Annotated in this window: 21 protein-coding genes and 1 pseudogene; 12 read left to right on the top strand and 10 right to left on the bottom strand. The window is 69.6% G+C overall.

The features are described 5' to 3' along the window. Nucleotides 1-3 precede the first annotated feature (3 nt). From H7694_RS13485 to H7694_RS13475, 3 genes are all read right to left on the bottom strand, one after another. Complete coding sequence (locus H7694_RS13485) at nucleotides 4-1,437, bottom strand: dicarboxylate/amino acid:cation symporter (RefSeq protein WP_193596978.1); 1,434 nt, start codon at nucleotides 1,435-1,437, stop codon at nucleotides 4-6. A gap of 359 nt (nucleotides 1,438-1,796) precedes the next feature. After that, on the bottom strand, nucleotides 1,797-2,138 hold the full coding sequence (locus H7694_RS13480; protein WP_193596977.1) for a DUF2695 domain-containing protein: 342 nt from the start codon (nucleotides 2,136-2,138) through the stop codon (nucleotides 1,797-1,799). Nucleotides 2,139-2,198: 60 nt separating this feature from the next. Next, nucleotides 2,199-2,474 (bottom strand): helix-turn-helix domain-containing protein, encoded by a 276-nt coding sequence (locus H7694_RS13475; protein WP_193596976.1) that lies wholly within the window; start codon nucleotides 2,472-2,474, stop codon nucleotides 2,199-2,201. Between the two features lie 97 nt (nucleotides 2,475-2,571). On the opposite strand from H7694_RS13475, the pseudogene H7694_RS17875 reads away from it, so the two are divergent. From H7694_RS17875 to H7694_RS13445, 6 genes and pseudogenes are all read left to right on the top strand, one after another. Beyond that, nucleotides 2,572-3,225 (top strand): annotated as a pseudogene (locus tag H7694_RS17875) (DEAD/DEAH box helicase family protein); the annotation flags it as partial. Between the two features lie 220 nt (nucleotides 3,226-3,445). After that, a complete protein-coding gene (locus H7694_RS17705; protein ID WP_227468407.1) occupies nucleotides 3,446-4,495 on the top strand; it encodes a hypothetical protein in 1,050 nt (349 codons plus the stop codon). A gap of 5 nt (nucleotides 4,496-4,500) precedes the next feature. Continuing rightward, nucleotides 4,501-5,655, top strand: a complete 1,155-nt coding sequence (locus tag H7694_RS13460) for a hypothetical protein (RefSeq protein ID WP_193596973.1) — start codon at nucleotides 4,501-4,503, stop codon at nucleotides 5,653-5,655. 62 nt (nucleotides 5,656-5,717) lie between these two features. Continuing rightward, the gene (locus H7694_RS13455; RefSeq protein WP_193596972.1) at nucleotides 5,718-6,362 is read left to right on the top strand and encodes an SbcC/MukB-like Walker B domain-containing protein; all 645 of its coding nucleotides are present in this window, start codon (nucleotides 5,718-5,720) and stop codon (nucleotides 6,360-6,362) included. Continuing rightward, nucleotides 6,362-7,507, top strand: a complete 1,146-nt coding sequence (locus H7694_RS13450) for a Wadjet anti-phage system protein JetD domain-containing protein (RefSeq protein WP_193596971.1) — start codon at nucleotides 6,362-6,364, stop codon at nucleotides 7,505-7,507. Before H7694_RS13455 ends, H7694_RS13450 begins: the two co-directional genes overlap by 1 nt. A gap of 71 nt (nucleotides 7,508-7,578) precedes the next feature. After that, nucleotides 7,579-9,054 carry an HNH endonuclease signature motif containing protein gene (locus H7694_RS13445; protein ID WP_193596970.1) on the top strand — a complete coding sequence of 492 codons (1,476 nt, stop codon included), beginning with the start codon at nucleotides 7,579-7,581 and terminating at the stop codon, nucleotides 9,052-9,054. 339 nt (nucleotides 9,055-9,393) lie between these two features. Here the strand turns inward: H7694_RS13445 and H7694_RS13440 are convergent, their stop codons facing one another. Together H7694_RS13440 and H7694_RS13435 are read right to left on the bottom strand one after the other, a co-directional pair. Further along, the gene (locus tag H7694_RS13440) at nucleotides 9,394-9,624 is read right to left on the bottom strand and encodes a helix-turn-helix domain-containing protein (RefSeq protein WP_193596969.1); all 231 of its coding nucleotides are present in this window, start codon (nucleotides 9,622-9,624) and stop codon (nucleotides 9,394-9,396) included. Continuing rightward, a complete protein-coding gene (locus tag H7694_RS13435; protein WP_193596968.1) occupies nucleotides 9,621-10,247 on the bottom strand; it encodes a hypothetical protein in 627 nt (208 codons plus the stop codon). The genes H7694_RS13440 and H7694_RS13435 overlap by 4 nt, the downstream gene beginning before the upstream one ends. A 321-nt stretch (nucleotides 10,248-10,568) precedes the next feature. Between H7694_RS13435 and H7694_RS13430 the strand changes: the two genes are divergently transcribed. Continuing rightward, complete coding sequence (locus H7694_RS13430) at nucleotides 10,569-13,088, top strand: ATP-dependent Clp protease ATP-binding subunit (protein ID WP_193596967.1); 2,520 nt, start codon at nucleotides 10,569-10,571, stop codon at nucleotides 13,086-13,088. Nucleotides 13,089-13,172: 84 nt separating this feature from the next. Here the strand turns inward: H7694_RS13430 and H7694_RS13425 are convergent, their stop codons facing one another. Together H7694_RS13425 and H7694_RS13420 are read right to left on the bottom strand one after the other, a co-directional pair. After that, nucleotides 13,173-13,967, bottom strand: coding sequence for an SDR family oxidoreductase (locus H7694_RS13425; protein WP_193596966.1), 795 nt, complete (start codon nucleotides 13,965-13,967; stop codon nucleotides 13,173-13,175). 14 nt (nucleotides 13,968-13,981) lie between these two features. Continuing rightward, nucleotides 13,982-14,488, bottom strand: a complete 507-nt coding sequence (locus tag H7694_RS13420) for a MarR family winged helix-turn-helix transcriptional regulator (protein ID WP_193596965.1) — start codon at nucleotides 14,486-14,488, stop codon at nucleotides 13,982-13,984. Nucleotides 14,489-14,571: 83 nt separating this feature from the next. On the opposite strand from H7694_RS13420, the gene H7694_RS13415 reads away from it, so the two are divergent. The 4 genes from H7694_RS13415 (at nucleotide 14,572) to H7694_RS13400 (ending at nucleotide 16,614) form a co-directional block, all read left to right on the top strand. After that, nucleotides 14,572-15,075: an amino-acid N-acetyltransferase gene (locus H7694_RS13415; protein WP_193596964.1), complete on the top strand. Its 504-nt coding sequence runs from the start codon at nucleotides 14,572-14,574 to the stop codon at nucleotides 15,073-15,075. 9 nt (nucleotides 15,076-15,084) lie between these two features. Next, nucleotides 15,085-15,723 (top strand): hypothetical protein, encoded by a 639-nt coding sequence (locus H7694_RS13410; protein ID WP_193596963.1) that lies wholly within the window; start codon nucleotides 15,085-15,087, stop codon nucleotides 15,721-15,723. A 241-nt stretch (nucleotides 15,724-15,964) separates the two neighbouring features. After that, nucleotides 15,965-16,375: a dehydrogenase gene (locus H7694_RS13405; RefSeq protein ID WP_193596962.1), complete on the top strand. Its 411-nt coding sequence runs from the start codon at nucleotides 15,965-15,967 to the stop codon at nucleotides 16,373-16,375. Then, the gene (locus tag H7694_RS13400) at nucleotides 16,372-16,614 is read left to right on the top strand and encodes a hypothetical protein (RefSeq protein WP_193596961.1); all 243 of its coding nucleotides are present in this window, start codon (nucleotides 16,372-16,374) and stop codon (nucleotides 16,612-16,614) included. The genes H7694_RS13405 and H7694_RS13400 overlap by 4 nt, the downstream gene beginning before the upstream one ends. Nucleotides 16,615-16,940: 326 nt before the next feature. Here the strand turns inward: H7694_RS13400 and radA are convergent, their stop codons facing one another. Then, the gene (radA, locus tag H7694_RS13395; protein ID WP_193596960.1) at nucleotides 16,941-18,311 is read right to left on the bottom strand and encodes a DNA repair protein RadA; all 1,371 of its coding nucleotides are present in this window, start codon (nucleotides 18,309-18,311) and stop codon (nucleotides 16,941-16,943) included. Between the two features lie 124 nt (nucleotides 18,312-18,435). Between radA and H7694_RS13390 the strand changes: the two genes are divergently transcribed. Further along, nucleotides 18,436-19,533, top strand: coding sequence for a cytochrome P450 (locus H7694_RS13390; RefSeq protein WP_227468128.1), 1,098 nt, complete (start codon nucleotides 18,436-18,438; stop codon nucleotides 19,531-19,533). 24 nt (nucleotides 19,534-19,557) lie between these two features. Here the strand turns inward: H7694_RS13390 and moaA are convergent, their stop codons facing one another. Together moaA and H7694_RS13380 are read right to left on the bottom strand one after the other, a co-directional pair. After that, entirely contained in the window at nucleotides 19,558-20,559 is a 1,002-nt protein-coding gene (moaA, locus tag H7694_RS13385; protein WP_193599228.1) for a GTP 3',8-cyclase MoaA, read from the bottom strand. A gap of 60 nt (nucleotides 20,560-20,619) precedes the next feature. Further along, a complete protein-coding gene (locus tag H7694_RS13380) occupies nucleotides 20,620-21,843 on the bottom strand; it encodes an MFS transporter (protein WP_193596959.1) in 1,224 nt (407 codons plus the stop codon). Nucleotides 21,844-21,989: the final 146 nt, after the last annotated feature.

Below are 21,989 nucleotides of genomic sequence, written 5' to 3'. Positions count from 1 at the left end.
CGGTCAGCGTGAGCCGGCCGGCTCCTTCGCGGCATCCGGCGCTGCGGCATCCGGGTCTGCGGCATCCGACTCGTCGAGGTCCTCGGCGAAGGGGAGTCCGTTGCGGGGCGCGTTGTAGAGGTCCTCGTCGAGGATGCCCTCGCGCTTGGCGACGATCGTGGGCACCAGCGCCTGACCGGCGACGTTGACCGCGGTGCGGCCCATGTCGAGGATCGGGTCGATGGCGAGCAGCAGCCCGACGCCCTCCAGCGGCAGGCCCAGGGTCGACAGGGTCAGGGTCAGCATGACGATCGCGCCGGTGGTGCCGGCGGTGGCGGCCGAGCCGACGACCGAGACGATGACGATGAGCAGGTACTGCACGAAGCTCAGCTGGATGTCGAAGAACTGGGCGACGAAGATCGCGGCGATGGCCGGGTAGATGGCGGCGCAGCCGTCCATCTTGGTGGTCGCGCCGAGCGGCACGGCGAACGAGGCGTAGCTGCCGGGCACGCCGAGGTTGCGCTCGGTGACACGCTCGGTGAGCGGCAGGGTGCCGATCGACGAGCGGCTGACGAAGGCGAGCTGGATCGCCGGCCAGGCGCCGGAGAAGTACTGCTTGACCGACAGGCCGTGCGAGCGCACGAGGATCGGGTAGACCACGAACAGCACGAGTGCGAGGCCGATGTAGATCGCGCCGGCGAACCAGGCGAGCGAGGTCAGCTTGTCCCAGCCGTACTTGACGACGGCGGCACCGATCAGGCCGAAGGTGCCGATCGGGGCGATGCGGATGATCCACCACAGCACGCGCTGGATGACCTTGAGCAGCGACTCGGTGAAGGCCAGGAACGGCTCGGCCTTCTTGCCCGCCTTGAGCGCGGCGATGCCGACGACTGCGGCGACGACGATCACCTGCAGGATGTTGAACCCGACACCGGACGTGACGATCTGCGCGTCGGCGTCGAAGGAGCTGTTGACCGTGAGGCCGAGGAAGTTCTGCGGGATCAGGCCCAGCAGGAAGTTCCACCAGGTGCCGACCGTGTACGGCGCGCCGGTCTCGAGGTCTGTGCCGGCCTTCGAACCGGGCTGGATGACGAGGCCGAGCAGGATGCCGATGGACACCGCGATGAAGGCCGTGATCGCGAACCACAGCAGGGTCTGACCGGCCAGGCGGGCGGCGTTCTGCACGCGGCGCAGGTTCGAGATGCTCGCGACGATCGCCGTGAAGATCAGCGGCACGACTGCGGCGCGCAGCAGCATGACGTACGAGCTGCCGATGCGGTCGAGCGTGTCCGACAGGACGGTCGGGTTCGTGGCGCTCGATCCGATCGAGACGGCGATGAGCCCGACGGCGATGCCGAGGACGAGGGACGCGAGGATCTGGAACCCGAACGAGGTCAGCAGCTTGCGGACCGGTCCTCGGGTGTCGGGCGCCTTCTGGGCGCGTGCGGTGCTGGTCACGGGTGCTCCATGTCTTTCGCGCGCACGGTGCGCGCCACGGACTCAAACGTTAAGACGTCTCCCAGGATTCCCGCCGCGTTGTGACGAACGATGACGGGTGCGTCAGGCTGGGTCGCCGCGGCTGTCAACCGCTGGGTCCCTGAGGCTCTCGAAGGGCTGTCCGATCCTGGGTCCCTGAGCCTGTCGAAGGGCCGTCGACTGCTGGGTCTCTGAGCCTGTCGAAGGGCCGTCGACCGCTGGGTCCCTGAGGCTCTCGAAGGGCCTGTCGGCTACTGGGTCCCTGAGCCTGTCGAAGGGCCGTCAACTACTGGGTCCCTGAGCTTGTCGAAGGGCCCCAGGCCCCAGTACCCCGCCCTCCCTCACCAGCGCCGTCGCCCCGTCCACAGGTCGCACGGCGAGGTGTTGCCCCGTCGCACACCAAGGCACGGGATGACCTCGTCGGACTTCGCGTTGTACACGTTCCAGAGGATCTCGCAGTCGCAGAATCCGCCTCGGGACTGCATCCGTCGCTCGAGTGCTGTCGCGCGCGGGGCCACGGCATCTCGATACCGCTTTGCGAGGCGCAGCGTGCCGTCGCATGGCGCGGTGCGCAGCATCCTGTCGAGGTAGCACGGCAGGCATTCGGCTTGCAGCGGCGCGGTCAGTGTCGCGGCGAGGCCGCGGACGAGGTCTTCAGCTTCGTTGATGAGTGATGTGTCCATGCCCGAGAGTTTCGAACATACCTCCGACATTAGGTCGGGTAGTGCCTACGGCATCCGATCTCATCCGCGCCGGCGGCGCCCGTCCGTCGCGGCGACGGGGAACATCTCGGACGTGACTTCCTCGAGGAAGTACGCGACCGGCGTGCGCAGCGCCTCGGCGATGCGCACGAGCGTGTGGATGCTCGGCAGCGCGCGCCCCGATTCGTAAGCGCGGATGTTCGACGAGTCGATGTCGCTGTCGACTGCAAGGCGATCCTGCGTGATCGTCGCCGACTCCCGCGCGGTCCGGATGCGAGCCCCGATGTGAGCGGCAGCGGCGGACGGGACACGGGGCACCTCTCAAGCGTGGGTAATGTCCGTTACCTGTGCCCGGGTTAACAAACCCGGGTACTAGTACAAACCCCGGGATGAGGGGATCGCTGGGAGGGGCGCGATGGCAGGCGAGCCTTTGCATGAGACCACGCTCGATGGACTGCTGGCGGAGTTCCGCGGTCTGGCGGACAGCAAGCGGATGGCTGGGAACTATCTCGAGCAGCTCGCGCGCCACTACCTGACGGTCGAGCCGTTGTGGGCGGATCAGCTCGGAGCGGTCTGGCTGTGGAAGGACTGGCCCGGGCGCGGCGGCCGTCCCGACACCGGTATTGACCTGGTGGCAGAGATCCAGGGCGGCGGGCTGCTCGCCGTGCAGGTGAAGTTCTTCGCCGAGACCCACCGGATGCAGAAGGGCGACCTCGATTCCTTCTTCGAGGCGATGGGTAAGGAGCCCTTCACAGAGGGCCTCGTCATCGACACGACGAGTGCCCCGTGGTCGGTGAACGCCGAAGAGGCGCTGAAGAACCGCACGAAGCCGGTGCGGCGCGTGTCGCTCGCCGAGCTTCGCCACAGCTCGATCGACTGGTCGACCTACGAGCTGCTCAAGCCCGAGATCGCTCCCGAGCGGCACGCCCTCAAGACGCTGTGGGCTCACCAGCACGAGGCCGTGCAGGCCGTGATGGAGGGTCTCAGGCCCGGCAGCGGTCACGACCGCGGCAAGCTCGTCATGGCCTGCGGCACGGGCAAGACGTTCACGGCGCTGAAGCTCGCCGAGCGCTGGACGAACGAGATCTCGGGCGGCGCATCGACGGTGCAATGCGGCCGCGCAGGACGCGTCGTCGCGTGCGAACGATCGCGGTCTTGTCAGCTATGTCCGCGGCGCCTGGAGCAAGGAGGCAGACGAGCTCGAAGACCGCGCCGTCAGCACGTATCTTCGCCCGCGAGCGACCTGGAGCGGCATCCTGCTGCGCTTCGAGAACCGGCACGATGCGCCGGTGAGTCTCGTGCGGCTCTTCCACATGCCTGGCACGCTCACCGCCCGCGCCGACCTCAAGGATGCCTTCCTTCTGGTGCGCACCGAGGTCGCGCTCACCGAGCTCGCTCCGTTCGTCGCCAAGGGCATCGAAGCGCGGCGGCTCAAGGCAGCCTTCCCCGACGGCGTCGTCTCGACGGGAAGCCATGGCGGCTTCTTCACCCGGATGCGCCGAGTGTTCGGGATCAGCGGCGACAACGCGCTGCACCTGCTGCACAAGACGCAGTCGGCGAAGAACCTCGGCAACCTCGACACGCTCTTCCGCGCCTTCATGCTCGACCGCCCCGGCACGTTCGACCAGGCGCGCAACGCCACCGAGCAGTTCCGCGAGCTCAATGCCGCGCACGAGCACGTGGTCGAGCTGCGCCGTCAGGCCGAGCACCTCGAGCGGATCGAGGCGGTGACCGCGGAGTACGAGCGTCAGTCCGAGGCGGTGGCTGAGCTGCAGCACCTCATCGAGGTGCAGACGCCGTTCCAGGACCGGCTGCACCTGAAGCTCGCCCAGACGCAGCGCGAGGACCAGGTGGCCGATCTCGCCCGGGCGCAGGAGCGGGCAGTCGCGGCTGACCTTGCGCGTCAGGAGGCCGACCGCGTGCTCGGCGAGGCGCGCATGCGGGAAGCGCAGCTCGGGGGAGTGGATGCCGGCCTCGTGAGGCGCAGCATCGACGACGCGCGGAGCGCCGCCGACCGCATCCGCAACGAGGCTGAGCGTTTCGCGTCCGAGCTGCGTTCCGCGGGGATCGAGCACGCGCCGGCGGATGCCGCAGAGTTCGCCGCTCTGCAGGAGTCCGCGCGCGCCGACCTCGCCGTCCCGCCCAGTGATGACGACAGTCATGCCGTGCACGAACGGCATGCCGCTGCGCGCCGCCGGGTCGAGAAGCTCGACGAGCAGCTGCAGTCGATGAAGAACCGGCGCAGCAATCTCGAGCCGCGTCTGCTCGGCGTGCGCGAGTGGCTGGCGGGTGAACTCGGGGGGTCAGCGAGAAGACCATCCCGTTCGGTGGTGAGCTGATCGACGTGATGCCGGAATACGCCGAGTGGACGGGCGCGATCGAGCGCGTGCTGCATCCGCTCGCCTCGGCCCTGCTCGTGCGCGACGCCGATCTCGTGCGCGTGCGACGCCTCATCGAGAAGCGTTCGCTGGGAACGCGGCTGGTCATCGAGGCGGTGCCGGCGGATGCTGCGGCGCCGCGGCCCGCGCGAGCGCGGGACTCGCTGCTGCATCGCGTCCGCGTGGCGGAGGGCCCGTTCCAGAAGTGGATGCAGTGGCGGCTCTCGGACTCGTTCGACGTCTCGTGCGTCGCGGGTCCGGACGAACTCGACGAGGTCGAGCGCGGCGTCACCCTCGGCGGGCAGATCAAGACGTCTGCTCGACGTTACGAGAAGAACGATCGCGTGGCGATCGATGACAGACGCCACTGGATCCTCGGGTCCGACAACCAGGCGAAGATCGATCACCTGCTCGAGCGCCGGGCGGCGGCACAGACCGAACTCGACCGGATGCGGGCCGAGCTCGACGAGCATCTGGCCGCCGGCCAGGCCGCCATGGCCAGGCGGCTGCTGCTCGAACGCGTGCTGAAGCGCACGTGGGCCGAGTTCGACGCCGCCGCGGCGGAGGCGACCATCGCGGACCGCGAGGCGGAGCTGGCTCGCCTGACCGCCCGGAGCCGCGACCTCGATGAAGCATCGCGGGCCGTCGAGGATGCCGAGCGGCGCAAGCAGAGCAGCAATCAGGAGGCGGATGACGCTAATGCCGCGCGCGCACTCGCGATGAGCGCCCTGCAGGCGTCGGACTCGCTGATCGCGCAGCTCACTGCGCGGCTGCACGGCGTCGAGGTGGCGGATGCCGACATCGCTCTGCTCGAGGCACGCTATCGCGCCGTTCAGCGGCGGATCGACACGGCGAACATCGGGGACATCGGGCTGAAGGTCGCCAATGCGCTGCACGCGGCGGCGAAGGAAGCGGATGACGCACGGTCGCGATCCATGATGACCTTCGCCCGGCTGGCTTCGGAGTTCCGGGGCGCGTGGCCGGCAGCCGCCCCGAACCTCACCTCCGACGTCGACGATCGCAGCGGCTATCGGGCGCTGCTCGACGGCATCCGCACCCGCGGTCTCCCGCTCACGAGGAGAACTTCCGCAGACTGCTGCGCGAGAAGTCGCGCGACCTGATCGGGCACCTGCTCAGCGAGATCCGCGATGCTCCCAAGCAGATCGAGGAGCGCATCGACCCGGTGAACATCTCACTGGGGCGGTCGCTGTTCGACGCCGACCGTTTTCTGCGGATCCGGGTGAAGGTGCGGCGTTCGCCCGACGCGAGCGAGTTCATGACCGAACTGAAGAGCATCGTCGACGGTTCGTGGGATCAGAACGACCTGCGCGCCGAGCAGCGATTCGCCGCGCTGAAGCGCATCATGGACCGTCTCGAGTCGGCCGAGAACGGCGACCGCGCCGACTACGCCTGGCGTCAGCGCTGCCTCGACACCCGTGAGCATGTGACCTTCCAGGCGCAGGAGGTCGACCGCGCAGGGCGGGTGCTCAGCGTGCACGACTCCAGCGCGGGGCTGTCCGGAGGGCAGCGGCAGAAGCTCGTGATCTTCTGCCTCGCGGCGGCGTTGCGCTATCAGCTGACCGACGACGACCAGGACGTCCCGGCGTACGGCACGATCGTGCTCGACGAGGCCTTCGACAAGGCCGACAGCCAGTACACGCGGATGGCGATGGATGTCTTCCGCGAGTTCGGATTCCACATGATCCTCGCCACGCCGCAGAAGCTGCTACAGACGATCGAGAGCTACGTCGGGGCCGTCACCTCGGTGTCGAACCCCACCCGCAAGCAGTCGTTGCTGTCGAACGTGCCCTTCGAGCAGGTGGACTGATGCCGGTCACCGTCGCCGAGGCCCGCGCCCGGGCTGCGAAAGCGGTCGAGAAGGGGCGTCGCGAGTGGGCCGCCTGCGGTGACGACCCGGAGGCGGTGCTCCGCATCCCGCTGCGACCGCCTACGGAGCGTGCCGTGCTCGCCGACCCGCGGGCGGCGAGTGAGTGGGCCGAATCGTGGCGCGGGGTGGGCGGCGATGACGTGCGGCTGAGTTGGGTGCAGAAGAACTGGCCGAGCGTCGGCCGGCAGGAGCTCCCCGAGCGACTCTCCCTCTACACCGCAGACGCCATCGCGCGATTCGCCGGACGTGAGGTGTACCGCGACTGGATGCGGATCCGCGACCGCGCGGCGGCGCTTCGCCAGCGTTTCGGCGACGACGAGGCGATCCGCCCCGCGATCCAGCGCCGAGGGGGAGCGATCGACAGGCTGTCGGATGCTGACTTCGCGCTGCTGCTCGAGGTGCTCACCTGGTTGCGGCGGCATCCGTCATCCGGCTACCGGCTTCGGCAGGTGCCGATCCCCGGCATGCACACCAAGTGGCTCGGGGCGCATCGCGCCCTGGTCGAGTCGCTGTACGCGGCCATGACCGGCGAGGTCGATCTCGGTTTCGTCCCTTCGCCCGAGACGCTGCGGATCCGCATCCTCGACCCCGCGGCCCGGCCCGGTGGTCTGAGCGACATCACCGCGCCGATCGATGAACTCTCCGTGCTGTCGCTCGCGCCGCGCGCGGTCATCGTCTGCGAGAACCTCGAGTCGGTGCTTGCACTGCCCGACTGGCCGGGAACCGCCGCCGTCCACGGCGGCGGGTACGCCGTCCCGATCCATCGCCTGCCGTGGGTGCGTTCGGCGCGGGTCGTGTATTGGGGTGACCTGGATGCCGACGGCTTCGCGATCCTGCATCGCCTGCGCGCGAATGGCGTCGAGGCGGTCAGCGTGCTGATGGACGAGAGCACTCTGCTCGCTTATCGAGAACTCTGGGTGCCGGATCCGAACGGTGTCTCGGCGCGCGTGCTGCCCTCGCTCACCTCGGTGGAGCGGGCGGCGCTCGACCGGATCTCTGTCGAGGGCGGGGTGCGCCTCGAGCAGGAGCGCCTGCCGTGGCCGATGGTGATGGAGGCATTGCGCACGGCGGTGGATCAGGGGTGAACCGCGCGGGGAGTTATCCACAGATCTACGAACATATCTCCGAATGTCGGAGCCGCGTGACAGTATGAAGTATGGCCACTTTCACCGAGGTTGCGGCGCTGATCCCCACCGTGGGGGCGCGGCTGGGTGAAGGCGCGCGCGCCGAGCAGGCGCAGGCGGCGATGGTCGGGATGACGGATGCCGAGGTCGTCGCGGTTCTCGAGGAATCGGCGGCCGTCGTGCGGCACGCCGAGCAGCTGCGGATCATCGCGGCGGGCGTCATCGCCACGCGATCCACCAGGGATGCGGGCCACTCGGGGTTGTCCCAGTCGCGCGGGCACCGCAATCCGGTGTCACTCGTGCAGGAGATCACCGGATCGACCAGGGTGGAAGCCGCGCGTCAGGTGCGCGTCGGTGAGGCGATGCTCGGCGGCGCGATCGCGGATTCCGCACCTGAGCGTGTCGAAGCCTCTTCGTCGCCCGTTGCGCCGCCCGACTGGCGACAGCCCCTGAAGGATGCGCTGCGCGCGGGGCGCATCTCGTCGTCGCAGTTCGACGCGATCCTGCGCGGGCTCGCCGAACCCCCGGACGTCGGGGGCGGCATTGCCGAGGAGGCTGCGGCGATCCACGACGCATGGATGCTGGCGGCAGAGCGCCTTGCTGATGAGGCGGCAGAGCGCACGGTCGAAGAGCTCGGGGCCGCCGCGCGGACGATCCGCGACATGCTCGATCCGGAGGGCGCCGAAGCGCGCTTCCTCGCCCGGTTCGAGCGTCGCACCCTGCGTACCTGGACCGACCAGGACGGCGTCAAGCACGCCAGCATCGCGTTCGACGATGAGGGCGCGGCCTTCTTCGAGTCGGTCTTCGCCGCGGCTCTCCGGCCCCGTCGTGGCGGCCCGCGGTTCGTGGACGCCGACGAGGCCGCCCGTGCCCAGGAGCTGACCGACGACACCCGCACGAACGAGCAGCTCAGCTACGACCTGCTCATGGACATCATCCGCGCGGGAGTGCTCGCGGACGCCGAGACGGTGCACGGCGTCCGGCAGGTCGGGGTGCGACTGGTGCAGGTGATCGATGCGACCGATGGCATCGCACCCGTGGGCCACACCGAAGACGGGCTGGTCTCGCTCCCCGCGCAGACGGTGCGGCAGCGCATCTGCGACACCGGAACGGTGGCCGTCACGGTCGACGGGTGCGGCAATCCGCTCGACGTCGGACGCGAACAGCGGCTGTTCACCCCGCGGCAGAGGATCGCGCTCGCGATCAGGGACGGCGGGTGTCGGTGGAGGGGCTGCGATCGTCCTTCGTCCTATTGCGAGGCGCACCACATCGACGAATGGAAGGCGGACCGCGGCCGGACGGACATCGATCGGGGCATCCTGCTGTGCCGCTACCACCACATGCAGCTGCACCACGGTGGCTGGCGCATCACGCGCGAAGGCAAGGGCGACTTCGTGCTCAACCACCCGAGCGGTGACAGCTTCGTGCTGAGAGAACGCGCCGCGCTGACGTACGCCTGGGCGGGAATCGATCCGCCGCCCCGCAGATTCCGGCCGATGGTCGCCTGAACGACAGTCCGCCAGGTGGTCGTCGAGTCGGCGCTCGGGTCGGTGGCTGTGTGACGGAATGGCCAGCTGCGCACCTGAACGACAGCCCACGGGAGCCGGCCTCGGCCTCTGGGTCCCTGAGCCTGTCGAAGGGCCTGGCCCCGTCTGGGTCCCTGAGCCTGTCGAAGGGGACATCCCAGCGTGGGTGCTTCGACAGGCTCGGCAACCCATCCCTGTCACTTCCCGTCCCGTTGGGTCCCTGAGCCTGTCGAAGGGGACATCCCAGCGTGGGTGCTTCGACAGGCTCAGCAACCCATTCCCGTTGGGTCCCTGAGCCTGTCGAAGGGCGGGGGAGGGGGTTCAAGCGAGGACGAGCAGGTCGCCGACCTCGCACTCCAGCGCCTCGCAGATCGCGCGGAGGGTCGAGTAGCGGATGGCGCGGGCGCGGTCGTTCTTCAGCACCGACAGGTTGACGATGCTGACGCCCACGCGGGAGCTCAGCTCGGTCAGGGTCATGTTCCGCTCGGCGAGCAGCTCGTCCAGCCTGCAGTGGATGCCGGTGGCCTCGTCATCGCTCTCCGCCGGGCTCATACCAGTCCCTCCGTGTCGCGCTGCAGGCGGGTGCCGGCGGCGAAGGCCATCGCGATGAGCGCGAGGGCGAAGCCCCAGCCCAGCGGAGCGAGATCGAGATCGATCTGGAACGCGGGGAAGACGTCGTACACGCCGGGATCGGCGGACGCCAGGCCGTCGACGATCATCGCTCGCCCGATCGCGCCGAGCAGCTGACCGAAGAGCCCGCCCGCCGCCACGAGGCAGGCGGCGATGCCGATCGTCGTCGACATGGTCCTGCGGAACGCGCGGCCGTGGATGAGCGAGACGCCCAGCCACCAGGCAACGGCGCACACGCCGATGGTCGCGAGCGCCGGCAGCGCGCCCTCGAGCAGCAGCAGCCAGCGCGCGCCCGCCGAGAGCGACTCGAAGGTCACGTCGGCGTGCGCGGTGGTGGCGGAGCGGATGCCGTCCAGGCCCTCGACCGCGGCGGCTTCGCCGCCGACCAGCGGCATCCGGACGACGGCATCCGAGCCGAAGACCTGGAAGGCGCCCGCGATGATGGCGACGACGGCGGCCGCGGCGACGCTCACGGCGCCGGTGGCGATCAGGCCCAGGCCGAAGCCGTCGGCACGGGAGACGGGGCGTCCGGCGGGTGTGTTCATGGCGAACCTCCTTCACATCGAGAATCGACTCATATCGAGAATCGTTATTATCGCTTTTCGTTAACATAATGACAGTCGATATGGGTGTCAAGAGGTGTCCTTGTGGGCGGCGGGCTGGGGCCCTTCGACAGGCTCAGGGACCCAGGCCGGAGCACTGGGCCCTTCGACAGGCTCAGGGACCCAGGCCGGATCTCGCGTTCGTCACGAAAAGCAACCCGGGTATGCCGACGGCGAACACGGCCGAACCAGCCTCGCGCGGTCGTTACTCTCGATGTACAAGGCGCTACCGCCGCTTCGCCGCGTGCGAAAGGAAGTCACAGCATGTTCGAGAGATTCACGGACCGAGCCCGTCGAGTGGTCGTCCTCGCCCAGGAAGAGGCGAAGATGCTCAACCACAACTACATCGGCACCGAGCACATCCTGCTCGGCCTCATCCACGAGGGTGAGGGTGTCGCCGCCAAGGCGCTCGAGAGCCTCGGCATCTCCCTCGACGCCGTGCGCGAGCAGGTGCAGGACATCATCGGCCAGGGTCAGCAGCAGCCGACCGGCCACATCCCCTTCACTCCGCGCGCCAAGAAGGTGCTCGAGCTGAGCCTGCGCGAGGCGCTGCAGCTCGGCCACAACTACATCGGCACCGAGCACATCCTCCTCGGCCTCATCCGCGAGGGCGAGGGCGTGGCCGCCCAGGTGCTCGTCAAGCTCGGCGCCGACCTGAACAAGGTGCGCCAGCAGGTCATCCAGCTGCTCTCCGGCGCCCCCGGACGCGAGACGGCATCCGTCGGCGCCCAGGCGAACGACGGCCCGGCCGCCGCGCAGGGCGGCTCGCAGGTGCTCGACCAGTTCGGCCGCAACCTCACCCAGGCCGCCCGCGAGGGCAAGCTCGACCCGGTCATCGGGCGCGAGAAGGAGGCCGAGCGGGTCATGCAGATCCTCTCGCGCCGCTCCAAGAACAACCCCGTCCTGATCGGTGAGCCCGGCGTCGGCAAGACCGCCGTCGTCGAGGGCCTCGCCCAGGCGATCGTCAAGGGCGACGTGCCCGAGACGCTCAAGGACAAGCAGCTCTACTCGCTCGACCTCGGCTCGCTCATCGCCGGGTCCCGCTACCGCGGTGACTTCGAGGAGCGCCTGAAGAAGGTCACCAAGGAGATCCGCACCCGCGGCGACATCATCGTCTTCATCGACGAGATCCACACCCTCGTGGGTGCGGGCGCCGCCGAGGGCGCGATCGACGCGGCCAGCATCCTCAAGCCCCTGCTCGCCCGGGGCGAGCTGCAGACCATCGGCGCCACCACCCTCGACGAGTACCGCAAGTACTTCGAGAAGGATGCCGCTCTCGAGCGCCGCTTCCAGCCGGTGCAGGTGAACGAGCCGACGCTGCCGCACGCGATCAACATCCTCAAGGGCCTGCGCGACCGCTACGAGGCGCACCACAAGGTGCAGATCACCGACGGCGCCATCGTCGCGGCGGCGAACCTCGCCGACCGCTACGTCTCCGACCGGTTCCTGCCCGACAAGGCGATCGACCTGATCGACGAGGCGGGTGCGCGTCTGCGCCTGAGCATCCTGTCCTCCCCGCCCGAGCTGCGCGAGTTCGACGAGCGCATCGCCAAGGTGCGTCAGGAGAAGGAGGCGGCCAGCGAGGAGCAGGACTTCGAGCGCGCCGCAGCGCTGCGCGACCAGGAGAAGGAACTGCTCGGCGAGCGGCTGCGCCTGGAGAAGCAGTGGCGCTCGGGCGACGTGCAGACGCACGCCGTCGTCGACGAGGGCCTGATCGCCGAGGTGCTCGCCCAGGCCACGGGCATCCCGGTGTTCAAGCTCACCGAAGAGGAGTCCAGCCGCCTGGTCTTCATGGAGAAGGCTCTGCACCAGCGCGTCATCGGTCAGGAGGAGGCCATCGCGGCACTCTCCCGCACGATCCGCCGCCAGCGCGCCGGCCTGAAGGACCCGAAGCGCCCCTCCGGCTCGTTCATCTTCGCCGGCCCCACCGGCGTCGGAAAGACCGAGCTCGCCAAGGCGCTCGCCGAGTTCCTCTTCGACGACGAGGCAGCCCTCATATCGCTCGACATGTCGGAGTTCGGTGAGAAGCACACCGTCTCGCGGCTGTTCGGTGCCCCTCCCGGGTTCGTCGGTTTCGAAGAGGGCGGCCAGCTCACCGAGAAGGTGCGCCGCAAGCCGTTCTCGGTCGTGCTGTTCGACGAGATCGAGAAGGCGCACCCCGACATCTTCAACTCGCTGCTGCAGATCCTCGAAGAGGGTCGTCTGACGGACGGTCAGGGGCGCATCGTCGACTTCAAGAACACCGTCATCATCATGACGACCAACCTCGGTTCGTCGGCGATCGCCGGTGGTCCGGTCGGCTTCCAGGTCGAGGGCAACTCGCAGACCACCTACGAGCGGATGAAGGGCAAGGTCGACGAAGAGCTCAAGCGCCACTTCAAGCCCGAGTTCCTGAACCGTCTCGACGACATCATCGTGTTCCCGCAGCTGAACAAGGACGAGCTGCGTCAGATCGTCGGCCTGTTCGTCAAGCAGCTGGGCGACCGCCTGCTCGACCGCGACATGACCGTCGAGCTGTCGGATGACGCGAAGGACAAGCTCATCGACATCGGCTTCGATCCCGCCCTGGGCGCCCGGCCGCTGCGCCGCGCCATGCAGCGCGAGATCGAGGACCAGCTCTCCGAGCGCATCCTGCACGGCCAGCTCAACACCGGCGACCACGTGAAGGTCAGCGTCGTGGACGGCAAGTTCGTCTTCGACAGCGCCCCGCGCGGCGAGAAGGTGTCGGTCGGCGTGAACCCCGGCCACGGCATCTCCGCCACGCCGGACCTCGCCGCCGGCTGAGCCCGCGCGAGCCCGCGACGGAAAGGGGACCCGGATGCCGAAGCACCCGGGTCCCCTTCGTCGTGCGTGCGGGCGCGCGGGCGGTCAGTCGGCCCAGGACCACACGTCCTCGCCGCGCAGCGTCACCTCGGCGCCGCCGTCGTCGTAGATCACCTGGCCGGCCAGGTGGGAGTTCTCGACGCTGGTGAGCCAGATCAGCAGGTTCGCCACCGACTCCGGCGGCTGGTGGTAGTTCAGCGGCATCGGCACGGCGGCGTCGACCATCGCCCTGCCCTCGTGGGTGGCGAGCAGCTGCTCGGTCATGGGCGTCAGCACAGTACCGGGGGCGACAGCATTCAGCGGGATGCCGGCGCCCGCCCACTCCGGCGAGATGGAACGGCGGCGCACCCAGCGGGAGAGCGCGCGCTTGGACGACGGGTACACGAGGTAGCCGATCTCCGGGCCCTGAGCGGCGAGCCCCTCGGCGATCTCGACGGCGGACGCCTCGTCGCCGGCGAGGGCCGCGTCGACCATCTCCGCCGAGTTCGGCTGCAGCGACGCCATCGATGAGACGACAGCGGCGCGGGGCGCGTCGGACTTCGCCAGCGCGGGGCGCAGCGCCTCGAGCAGCTCGGTCACGCCGAAGTAGTTCACCGAGATCGTCTTCGCGATCGGAGCCGAGATCCCGGCGCAGGCGATCACGGCGTCGATCCTGCCGCCGGCCTGCTCGATCGCCGCCTCCGCGGCGGCGGAGCGGCCCTCTGGGGTGCTCAGGTCGGCCTCGACATCGGCATCCCTCAGATCGATGCCGATCACCCGGGCGCCGCGCTCGGTGAGCAGGCGGGCGGTGGTCGCGCCGATCCCCGATGCGGACCCGGTGACGACGTAGGTGCGGTTCATGGGTTCTCCTTCCCTCAGCGCTCTGGTCCAGAGCGCACGGCATCCGCGGCGGGTTCGTTCGCGGATTCATTCGCCCCCAGCGCGTCGGTGAACACCTGCAGCTGCGCGGCGAAGTCGGATGCCGTTGCCTGCGGCCAGCCGCGCAGCGCGCGCCGGATCATGCGGTGCCCTTCGGCGACCAGCCGGTCGTGCGCATCGGCGCCGTCGGGGGAGAGCCGCACGATCGCGGCCCGGCCGTCGGCCGGATCCGGCTCGCGCACGATCAGCCCGGCAGCCTCGAGGCGGGTGAGCTGCTTGCTCATCGTCGGACGGCTCACGTGCAGCGAGGTGGCGAGCTCGGCGGCGCGCATCGGCCCCCCGAGGCCGAGCATGTAGACCGGTGGGATGTCTGCCGTGTCGAGTGCGACATCCGCGGCCTGCGCGACCGATGCCTGCGTCGCGGACGATGACCACCGCGCCATCAGGTGCGTCAGGGAGCGCAGGAGCACGAGTTCGGGTGCGGACTCCGGCGCGGTGGTCATGCCCACAGTCTAGATCCGATAGTTGCCTCAAGCAACTAGTGTCGGACGGGATGCTCTCAGCGCGCGGGTTCTAGGCTGGATCCGTGAGCGACTACATCGTGCGGCCCGCGCGCAGCGCCGACATCGCCGGCATCCACGCCCTGCTGGAGCCGCTCGTCGACCGCCGCATCCTGCTCGGCAAGGATCTCGCCGTGCTCTACGGGGCGGTACAGGAGTTCGTCGTCGCCGAGTCCGGCGGCGAGCTGATCGGATGCGGTGCCCTGCACGTCATGTGGGAGGACCTGGGTGAGGTGCGCACCCTGCTCGTGCGCGATGACCACCTGCACCTCGGCGTCGGGCGTGCGATCGTGGAGGAGCTCGAGCGCCGCGCACGCGACCTCGGTCTCTCGCGGCTGTTCTGCCTCACGTTCGAGACCGGATTCTTCGGCCGCCGCGGCTTCGAGCCGATCGGTGAACAGGTCGTCGAGGCCGACGTGTACTCGCAGCTGCTGCGCAGCGGCGACGCCGGTGTCGAGGAGTTCCTCGACCTCGCGCACGTCAAGCCGAACACACTCGGCAACACCAGGATGATCAAGCACCTCGATTAGCCTGGAGACATGCCTCGTCAATCCGCCGCCGTGTACCGCAGGCGGCGCCTGGCGCTGCTCCTGCTGGTACTGATCGTGGCCGCTGCCGGCGTCGGCGGTGTCTGGCTGGCGGTCGCCCAGCCGTGGAACGCACCGGCCAGCGCGCCGCAGCCCACGGATGCTGAGGATGCCGCGCCCGACGGCACGGCATCCGCTCCCACCGACGCGCCGAGTCCGGCGCCGTCGGAGACCCCGGGGCTGGTCGCCTGCGAGGCGACCGACGTCGAGGTGAAGGCCATCACGGATGCTGAGAGCTACGCGGCCGGCGTGCTGCCGAAGCTGTCGATCGAGCTGACCAACATCGGCGCACGCGACTGCACGCTCAACGTCGGATCGCGCACCCAGCTGTTCACCGTCACGAGCGGTGCGGACGTGTGGTGGAAGTCGGCGCACTGCCAGACCGACCCGAGCGACATGATCGTGACGCTCGAGGCCGGCTCGACCGTGCGCAGCGCCACGCCGGTCGTCTGGGATCGCACCCGCTCGTCCGAGCAGACCTGCGCGGAGAAGAACCGGCCGCGCGCGCCGGGCGGCGGGGCGTCGTACCACGTGACCGTCTCGATCGGCGGATTCGCAAGCGCCGGATCGCGTCAGATCTTCCTGCAGTGACAGAAGCCGGATCGCGATCCGGGATGTACTGACATCTCCCAGTATTTTGGGATACCATGGGGCATGGTTCTCCGGACTAGTGCGGCGAAGCCATCCCCAGTGGTGTCGTTCTAAGCGTCCCCAGCGCTCCGACAATCGCCGCGGTGAGAATCAGAGGGCCCTCTCGAGTACCCCAGTCCCCAATGGAGGACTCGAGAGGGCCCCACACTCTTAAGCCGGCTCGGGCTCATAAGCTGGAGGCATGGCGAAGAAGAGGGCAGGCGCGAAGCGCCCCGCACCCCAGGACTTCCGGTCCGAGGCGCTCGCACAGGCACTCGAGAAGCAGGACATGGCGGCTGTCGCGCTGGCGCTGCGCAACGGGAACACCGTCGTGCCGCTGATCAAGCCCGGCCCGCGCGATAATCCGCTCGACGGCGGCGAGGTCTGGACCTACCGCGACCAGAGCACCGGCGACGTGGCGCTGCTGCTGTTCAGCGACGCCCGCAACAAGCCCGCGAACCTGCCTCCGGGGGTCGGGATCTATTCGCCGGCCTGGCTCACCGCGTTCCTCACCACCCACCGCGACACGATCACCACCGTCTTCCTCGACATCGCCGGGCCCCACCCCATGCAGGCCCCGCCCGCCGAGCTGCTGAAGGCGCTGCAGGCGTGACGGCCCAGTACCGGGCGATCTTCGACGCCGAGGTCACCTTCTCGAACGAGGGCGGACTGCAGGCGCAGGGCTTCCGCGTGGATCTGCCGGGACCCGATGCCACGGATGAGGAGATCGGACGGTTGTTCATCACGTCGCTCGACCTGCTCATGGCCGACTCCGTCGCAGTGAGCAACGTGCGCATCATCGAGGAGGCGCACAAGGGCACGCGCGGCGGCCCGAGCGACCCCCGGGCCTGACGCCGGCTGCGCCGATGGGTTGCTGAGCCTGTCGAAGCACCCATCCCCACGCCGCTGGTGCTGGGGCCCTTCGAGAGCCTCAGGGACCCATCCCCACGCCCCACTCCACGCATCGCTCCGCGCTGCGCGGAGCCTCCGGGGCGCGTGGCCCCTGCTCAAGTGCGACGCCCTGCTGGGTTGGGGCCCTTCGAGAGCCTCAGGGACCTATCCCCACGCCCCACTCCACGCATCGCTCCGCGCTGCGCGGAGCCTCCGGGGCGCGTGGCCCCTGCTCATTTCGGACACCTTCTGGTGCTGCTGCCCTTCGAGAGGCTCAGAGCGAGGGATCAGAAGGGCGGGATGCCTTCGCCGCGGCGCGGCTTGGCGTCGTGGGTGCGCAACTCGCCGAGAGCGGAGCGCAACGTCTTCGCCCGGTCGTCGACCACCTGCCGGTAACCGAGCCGCGCCGCCTCGCTGCGCCGCTGCGCGGCCTGCGTCACCGGGCGGATCTCGCCGGCCAGCGACAGCTCACCGACCGCAGCGACCGTGCGCGGCACCGGCACCTGCCGGATCGACCCGGCGACGGCCACTGCGATCGCAAGATCCGCGGCGGGCTCGGTGAAGCGCACCCCGCCCACCGTCGACACGTACACGTCGAGCTTCGACGTGGGGATGTTCGCCCGGCGCTCCAGGATCGCCAGCACCATCGCCACCCGCGACGAGTCCAGCCCGTGCACCACCCGGCGCGGGTTGGGAGCCGCGGTCTCGATCGTCAGCGCCTGCACCTCGACGGGCAGGGCGCGCCTGCCCTCCATCGCGATCGCCACGCAGGTTCCGGGCTCGGCCGCACCCTGCGAGAGGAACAGCCCGCTCGGGTCGGGCACCTCGGCGATGCCGGCACCGGTCATCTCGAAGCAGCCGACCTCGTCGGTGGGGCCGAACCGGTTCTTCAGCGCGCGGATGAAGCGCAGCGCCGTCTGACGATCGCCCTCGAAGTGGCAGACCACGTCGACGAGATGCTCGAGCACACGCGGCCCTGCGACTTGGCCGTCCTTGGTGACATGCCCGACGATGATGACAGGCAGCCCGCGGTCCTTCGCCACCCGGATCAGCGTCGCCGCCACCTCGCGCACCTGGCTCGGCTGACCGGCCGCCCCGTCGATCAGCCCGGATGCCACGGTCTGCACCGAATCGACGATGACCAGCTCGGGCCGCACCTCGTCGATGTGACCGAGGATCGTCGCCAGGTCGGTCTCGCTCGCCAGGTACAGCTCGTCGTGCAACGCCCCGGTGCGCTCGGCCCGCAGTCGCACCTGTGCGGGTGACTCCTCCGCGCTGGCGTACAGCACGCGCCGGCCGGCCCGCGCGGTCGCCGCCGCGACCTCGAGCAGCAGCGTCGACTTGCCGACCCCGGGCTCCCCCGAGAGCAGGATCGCGGCTCCCGGCACGATCCCGCCGCCGAGCACCCGGTCGAACTCGCCGACGCCGCTCGTGCGGCGAGGTGCGTCGGTCGTGGTGATCTGCGTGATCGGGCGGGCGGCGCGCTCGGCGGCCGGGGCAACGGCATCCGTCTGCCGGACGATCCCGGTCTTCGCGGCCTGCTCCTGCACGGTGCCCCACTGCTGGCACTCGCCGCAGCGGCCGACCCACTTCGCCGTCGTCCAGCCGCACTCGGTGCAGGCGAACGCGGGAGGGGCGGGTCGACGGGTGGTGGCCATGCAGCAAGGCTATCCGCGGCATCCGACGTCGGGCGGCAACCGCCCGGGGCTGTGGATATTCACGGTGCGAGTGTCCTCAGAATCCCGGTAGCGTGGCAGGAGACGCAGATCCGCGGGAGGTGCGATGACCGAACCGGTCCGGCTCGTCAGGCATGCCGATGTCATGGCAGCCGCGCAGGACGCCGAGACGTTCTCGAGCCGCACGTCGCGGCACCTTCATGTGCCCAACGGCATGGACGGCGAAGAGCACCGGGCGTTCCGCGCCGTGGTCGACAGGCAGATGACCCCGGCGATCGTCGACGGCCTGCAGCCGCTGCTCGACGAGGTCGCCGCCGACGTCATCGGCGGGCTGCCGCACGGCGTCACGATCGACGCGGTCGGCGACATCGGCGAGGTGTTCGCCGTGCGCGCGCAGTGCCGCTGGCTGGGCTGGCCCGCCGAGCTCGAGGACGAGCTGCGCACCTGGATGGCCGACAACTACGCGGGTGCACGGCGTCCCGATCCCGAGCACAACGCCGCCCTCGCCGAGCGGTTCGACGAGATCGTCATCCGCCAGGTCGACGCGCACCGCGCGGCCCGCGAGAGCGGCGACGCGGTGACCGACGATGCCACGCACCGGCTGCTCGACGAGCGGGTCGAGGGCCGCCCGCTCACCGATGAGGAGATCGTCTCGATCCTGCGCAACTGGACCGCCGGCGACCTGGGGTCGCTGGCCCGCTGCATCGGCGTCGTCGTCCACCGGCTCGCGGAGCGAGCCCGGTGGCAGCAGCGGGTGCGGATGCTCGCGAACGGCATCCGGACCGGAAAGACCCCGGATGCCGCCGCGGCGCGGGCCGAGCTGGATGCGATCCTCGGGGAGTGCCTGCGGATCGATGACCCGTTCGTGGCGAACAAGCGCGTGACCACCTGCCCGGCGATCACCCCCTCGGGGGTGCCGATCGACGCCGGCACGCCGGTGCTGCTGGACTGGGCCGCGGCCAACCGCGACCCGGAGGTCTTCTCAGACGGCTTCGACCCGCATGCGCACGCCGAGCACAACCTCGTCTTCGGCATCGGTCCGCACGTCTGCCCAGGACGCGACCTCTCCTACGCCGAGCTGCGAGCCGTGATCATCGCACTGCTGGGCGCCACGCAGTTCATCGAGCCGGCACCGGGCGAGGCGCCGGTGCGCCACGACGCGCCGCTGGGCGGCTGGGAGCGGATGCCCGTCGTCCTCAGCTGAACTCAGCACGACCAGCCGATCGCGTCAGCCGCCGATCGCGTTCATCCCGCGCGCGGGCTGCAGGAACGACGGGTCGTCGATCGCGTGCCCCGGAAGCTTCGCCCACACGCACCGGCGCAGCACCTCCTCGAGCTCGGCATCCGCCGCCCCGCTGCGCAGGGCAGGCAGCAGGTCGAACTCGTGCGTCGAGAACAGGCAGTTGCGCAGCTGGCCGTCGGCGGTCAGCCGCAACCGGTCGCAGGCCCCGCAGAACGGTGCCGTCACCGAGGCGATCACGCCGACCGTGGCGCCGCCGTCGAGTCGCCACCGCTCTGCCGGCGCTCCACCGCGTCCGGGAACGGGGGTCAGCTCCCACCGCTGCGACAGCGACTCGAGGATCTCCTCGCGGGTGACCATCGTGCTGCGGTTCCAGGTGTGCCCGGCATCCAGCGGCATCTGCTCGATGAAGCGCAGCTCGGCTCCGTGATCGAGCGCGAACGCCACGAGGTCCTGCAGCTCATCGTCGTTCACGCCGCGCATCGCGACGGTGTTGAGCTTGAGGGGACGCAGTCCGGATGCTGCGGCCGCGGCGATCCCGCGCATGACATCGTCGATCCGGTCGCGCCGGGTGAGGGCGGCGAAGCGGTCGCGGCGCAGCGTGTCGATCGAGATGTTCAGCCGGTTCAGGCCCGCATCGATCAGCTCGTCGAGCTTCTCGGCCAGCACGATCCCGTTGGTCGTCATCGCGACCTGCACGGGTCCCGACGGCGACTCCACGGCGGCCAGGCGCCGCACGACCTCGGTGATGTCGCGGCGCAGCAGAGGCTCGCCGCCGGTGAGCCGGAACGTCGTGATCCCGGCATCCGCCGCGATCGTCGCGACGCGCACGATCTCATCCGTGGAGAGGATCGACTCCCGCGCGAGCCATTCGTTGCCCTGCTCGGGCATGCAGTAGGTGCAGCGTAGCGAGCAGCGGTCGGTCAGCGATATGCGCAGGTCGCGGTGCACGCGGCCGTGCGTGTCGAGCAGGGGTCCGGCGTCCGGCATCCGTCGCGTGTCCTCCCGGGGCGGGGAGGATGCGATGGTGACGGGCACGGCGACCACGGGTCAGGCCTTCCGCCCCACATCGCGCAGCATGCCGGCGACGACCAGCGCGAACGCGCCGACGAGCACGAGCAGCCACAGGCCCAGCGAGTACGAGTTCGACTCGGGGTGGTAGGTGGCACCCATGACGAGGGGCGGGAAGTAACCGCCCAGACCACCGGCCGCCGCCACGACGCCGCTGACCGCGCCGACCTTCTCCTTCGGCGTCGACGGGCCGATCCACGCGAAGACGGCACCCATGCCCAGACCCATCGCCGAGGCCATCAGGATGAACGTCACACCCGTCACGATACCCTCCGGCGGCTGCTGCCCGACGACGTAGGCGAGCGTGACGATGCCGCCCAGCGAGACCAGCGAGACCACCTTCGGGCCGAAGCGGTCGGCGAGCACACCGCCGATCGGGCGGGCGACCACGGCCGCTGCCGCGAACAGTGCGGTGCGGGCACCGGCACCGAGCGGATCGACGTCTTCGGGGTAGACGGTGGTGAGGTACTTGGGCAGGAAGTTCGAGAACGCGACGAAGCCGCCGAAGACGATGCCGTACAGGAACGCCATCTCCCAGGTCACGGGCAGCTTGAGCGCTCCGACGACCTTCGGCACCAGCTTCTCGCGGTTCGGCTCCCACGCCGGCGATTCGCGCATGAAGAACCACACCAGGGCGGCCATGGCCACCAGGGCACCGGCGATGACCAGGTGCGTGGGCAGATAGCCGATCGACTGGGCCAGCCGCGGAGTCGCCAGGGCCGAGACCGCCGTGCCGATCATGCCCATGCCGAACACGCCGTTCGCGAAACCGCGCCGCGACGGCGGGAACCAGGCGCTCGAGAACGGCACGCCGACCGCGAAGATCGTGCCGGCGACGCCCAGGTAGAAGCCCGCGACCATCAGCAGCGGGAAGCTGCCGATGCTGCCGGCGAGGGCGACCAGCAGCACGGCGGGGGCCGAGAGCAGCAGCACCGCGGTGAACATCTTCCGGCCGCCGAAGCGGTCGGTCATCGCGCCGATCACGATACGGCCCAGGGCGCCGACCAGCACGGGCGTGGCGAGCATCAGCGAGATCTGACCCTCATCCAGGCCCATCTCGGTAGCGTAGGTCTGCTGCAGCGGGGATATCGACATCCAGGCCCAGAAACCTATGGTGGAAGCGAGCGTTGCCAGCAGCACCTGGGCGAATCCGCCGGTGAGTTCGGTCGTCGATGGCGCGGCGGCAGTGGTCGGAGCAGTCATCAGGCTTCCCTTTCGATATCGGCGACGGTAGCGCGCTTCGCGCGCGATGGCTACAGTGCGCGCCGGAAATAAACTCCGGCGGTCCTGCACCGGTCCGATCGATTAAAAACGGCGCGCCCTTGTGCCGTCCGAGGGCCTCCAGGCAG

The sequence above is a fragment of the Microbacterium sp. YJN-G genome (genome assembly GCF_015040615.1).
Taxonomy (GTDB): Bacteria; Actinomycetota; Actinomycetes; order Actinomycetales; family Microbacteriaceae; genus Microbacterium.
This window is presented reverse-complemented; position numbering and strand designations above follow the sequence as displayed.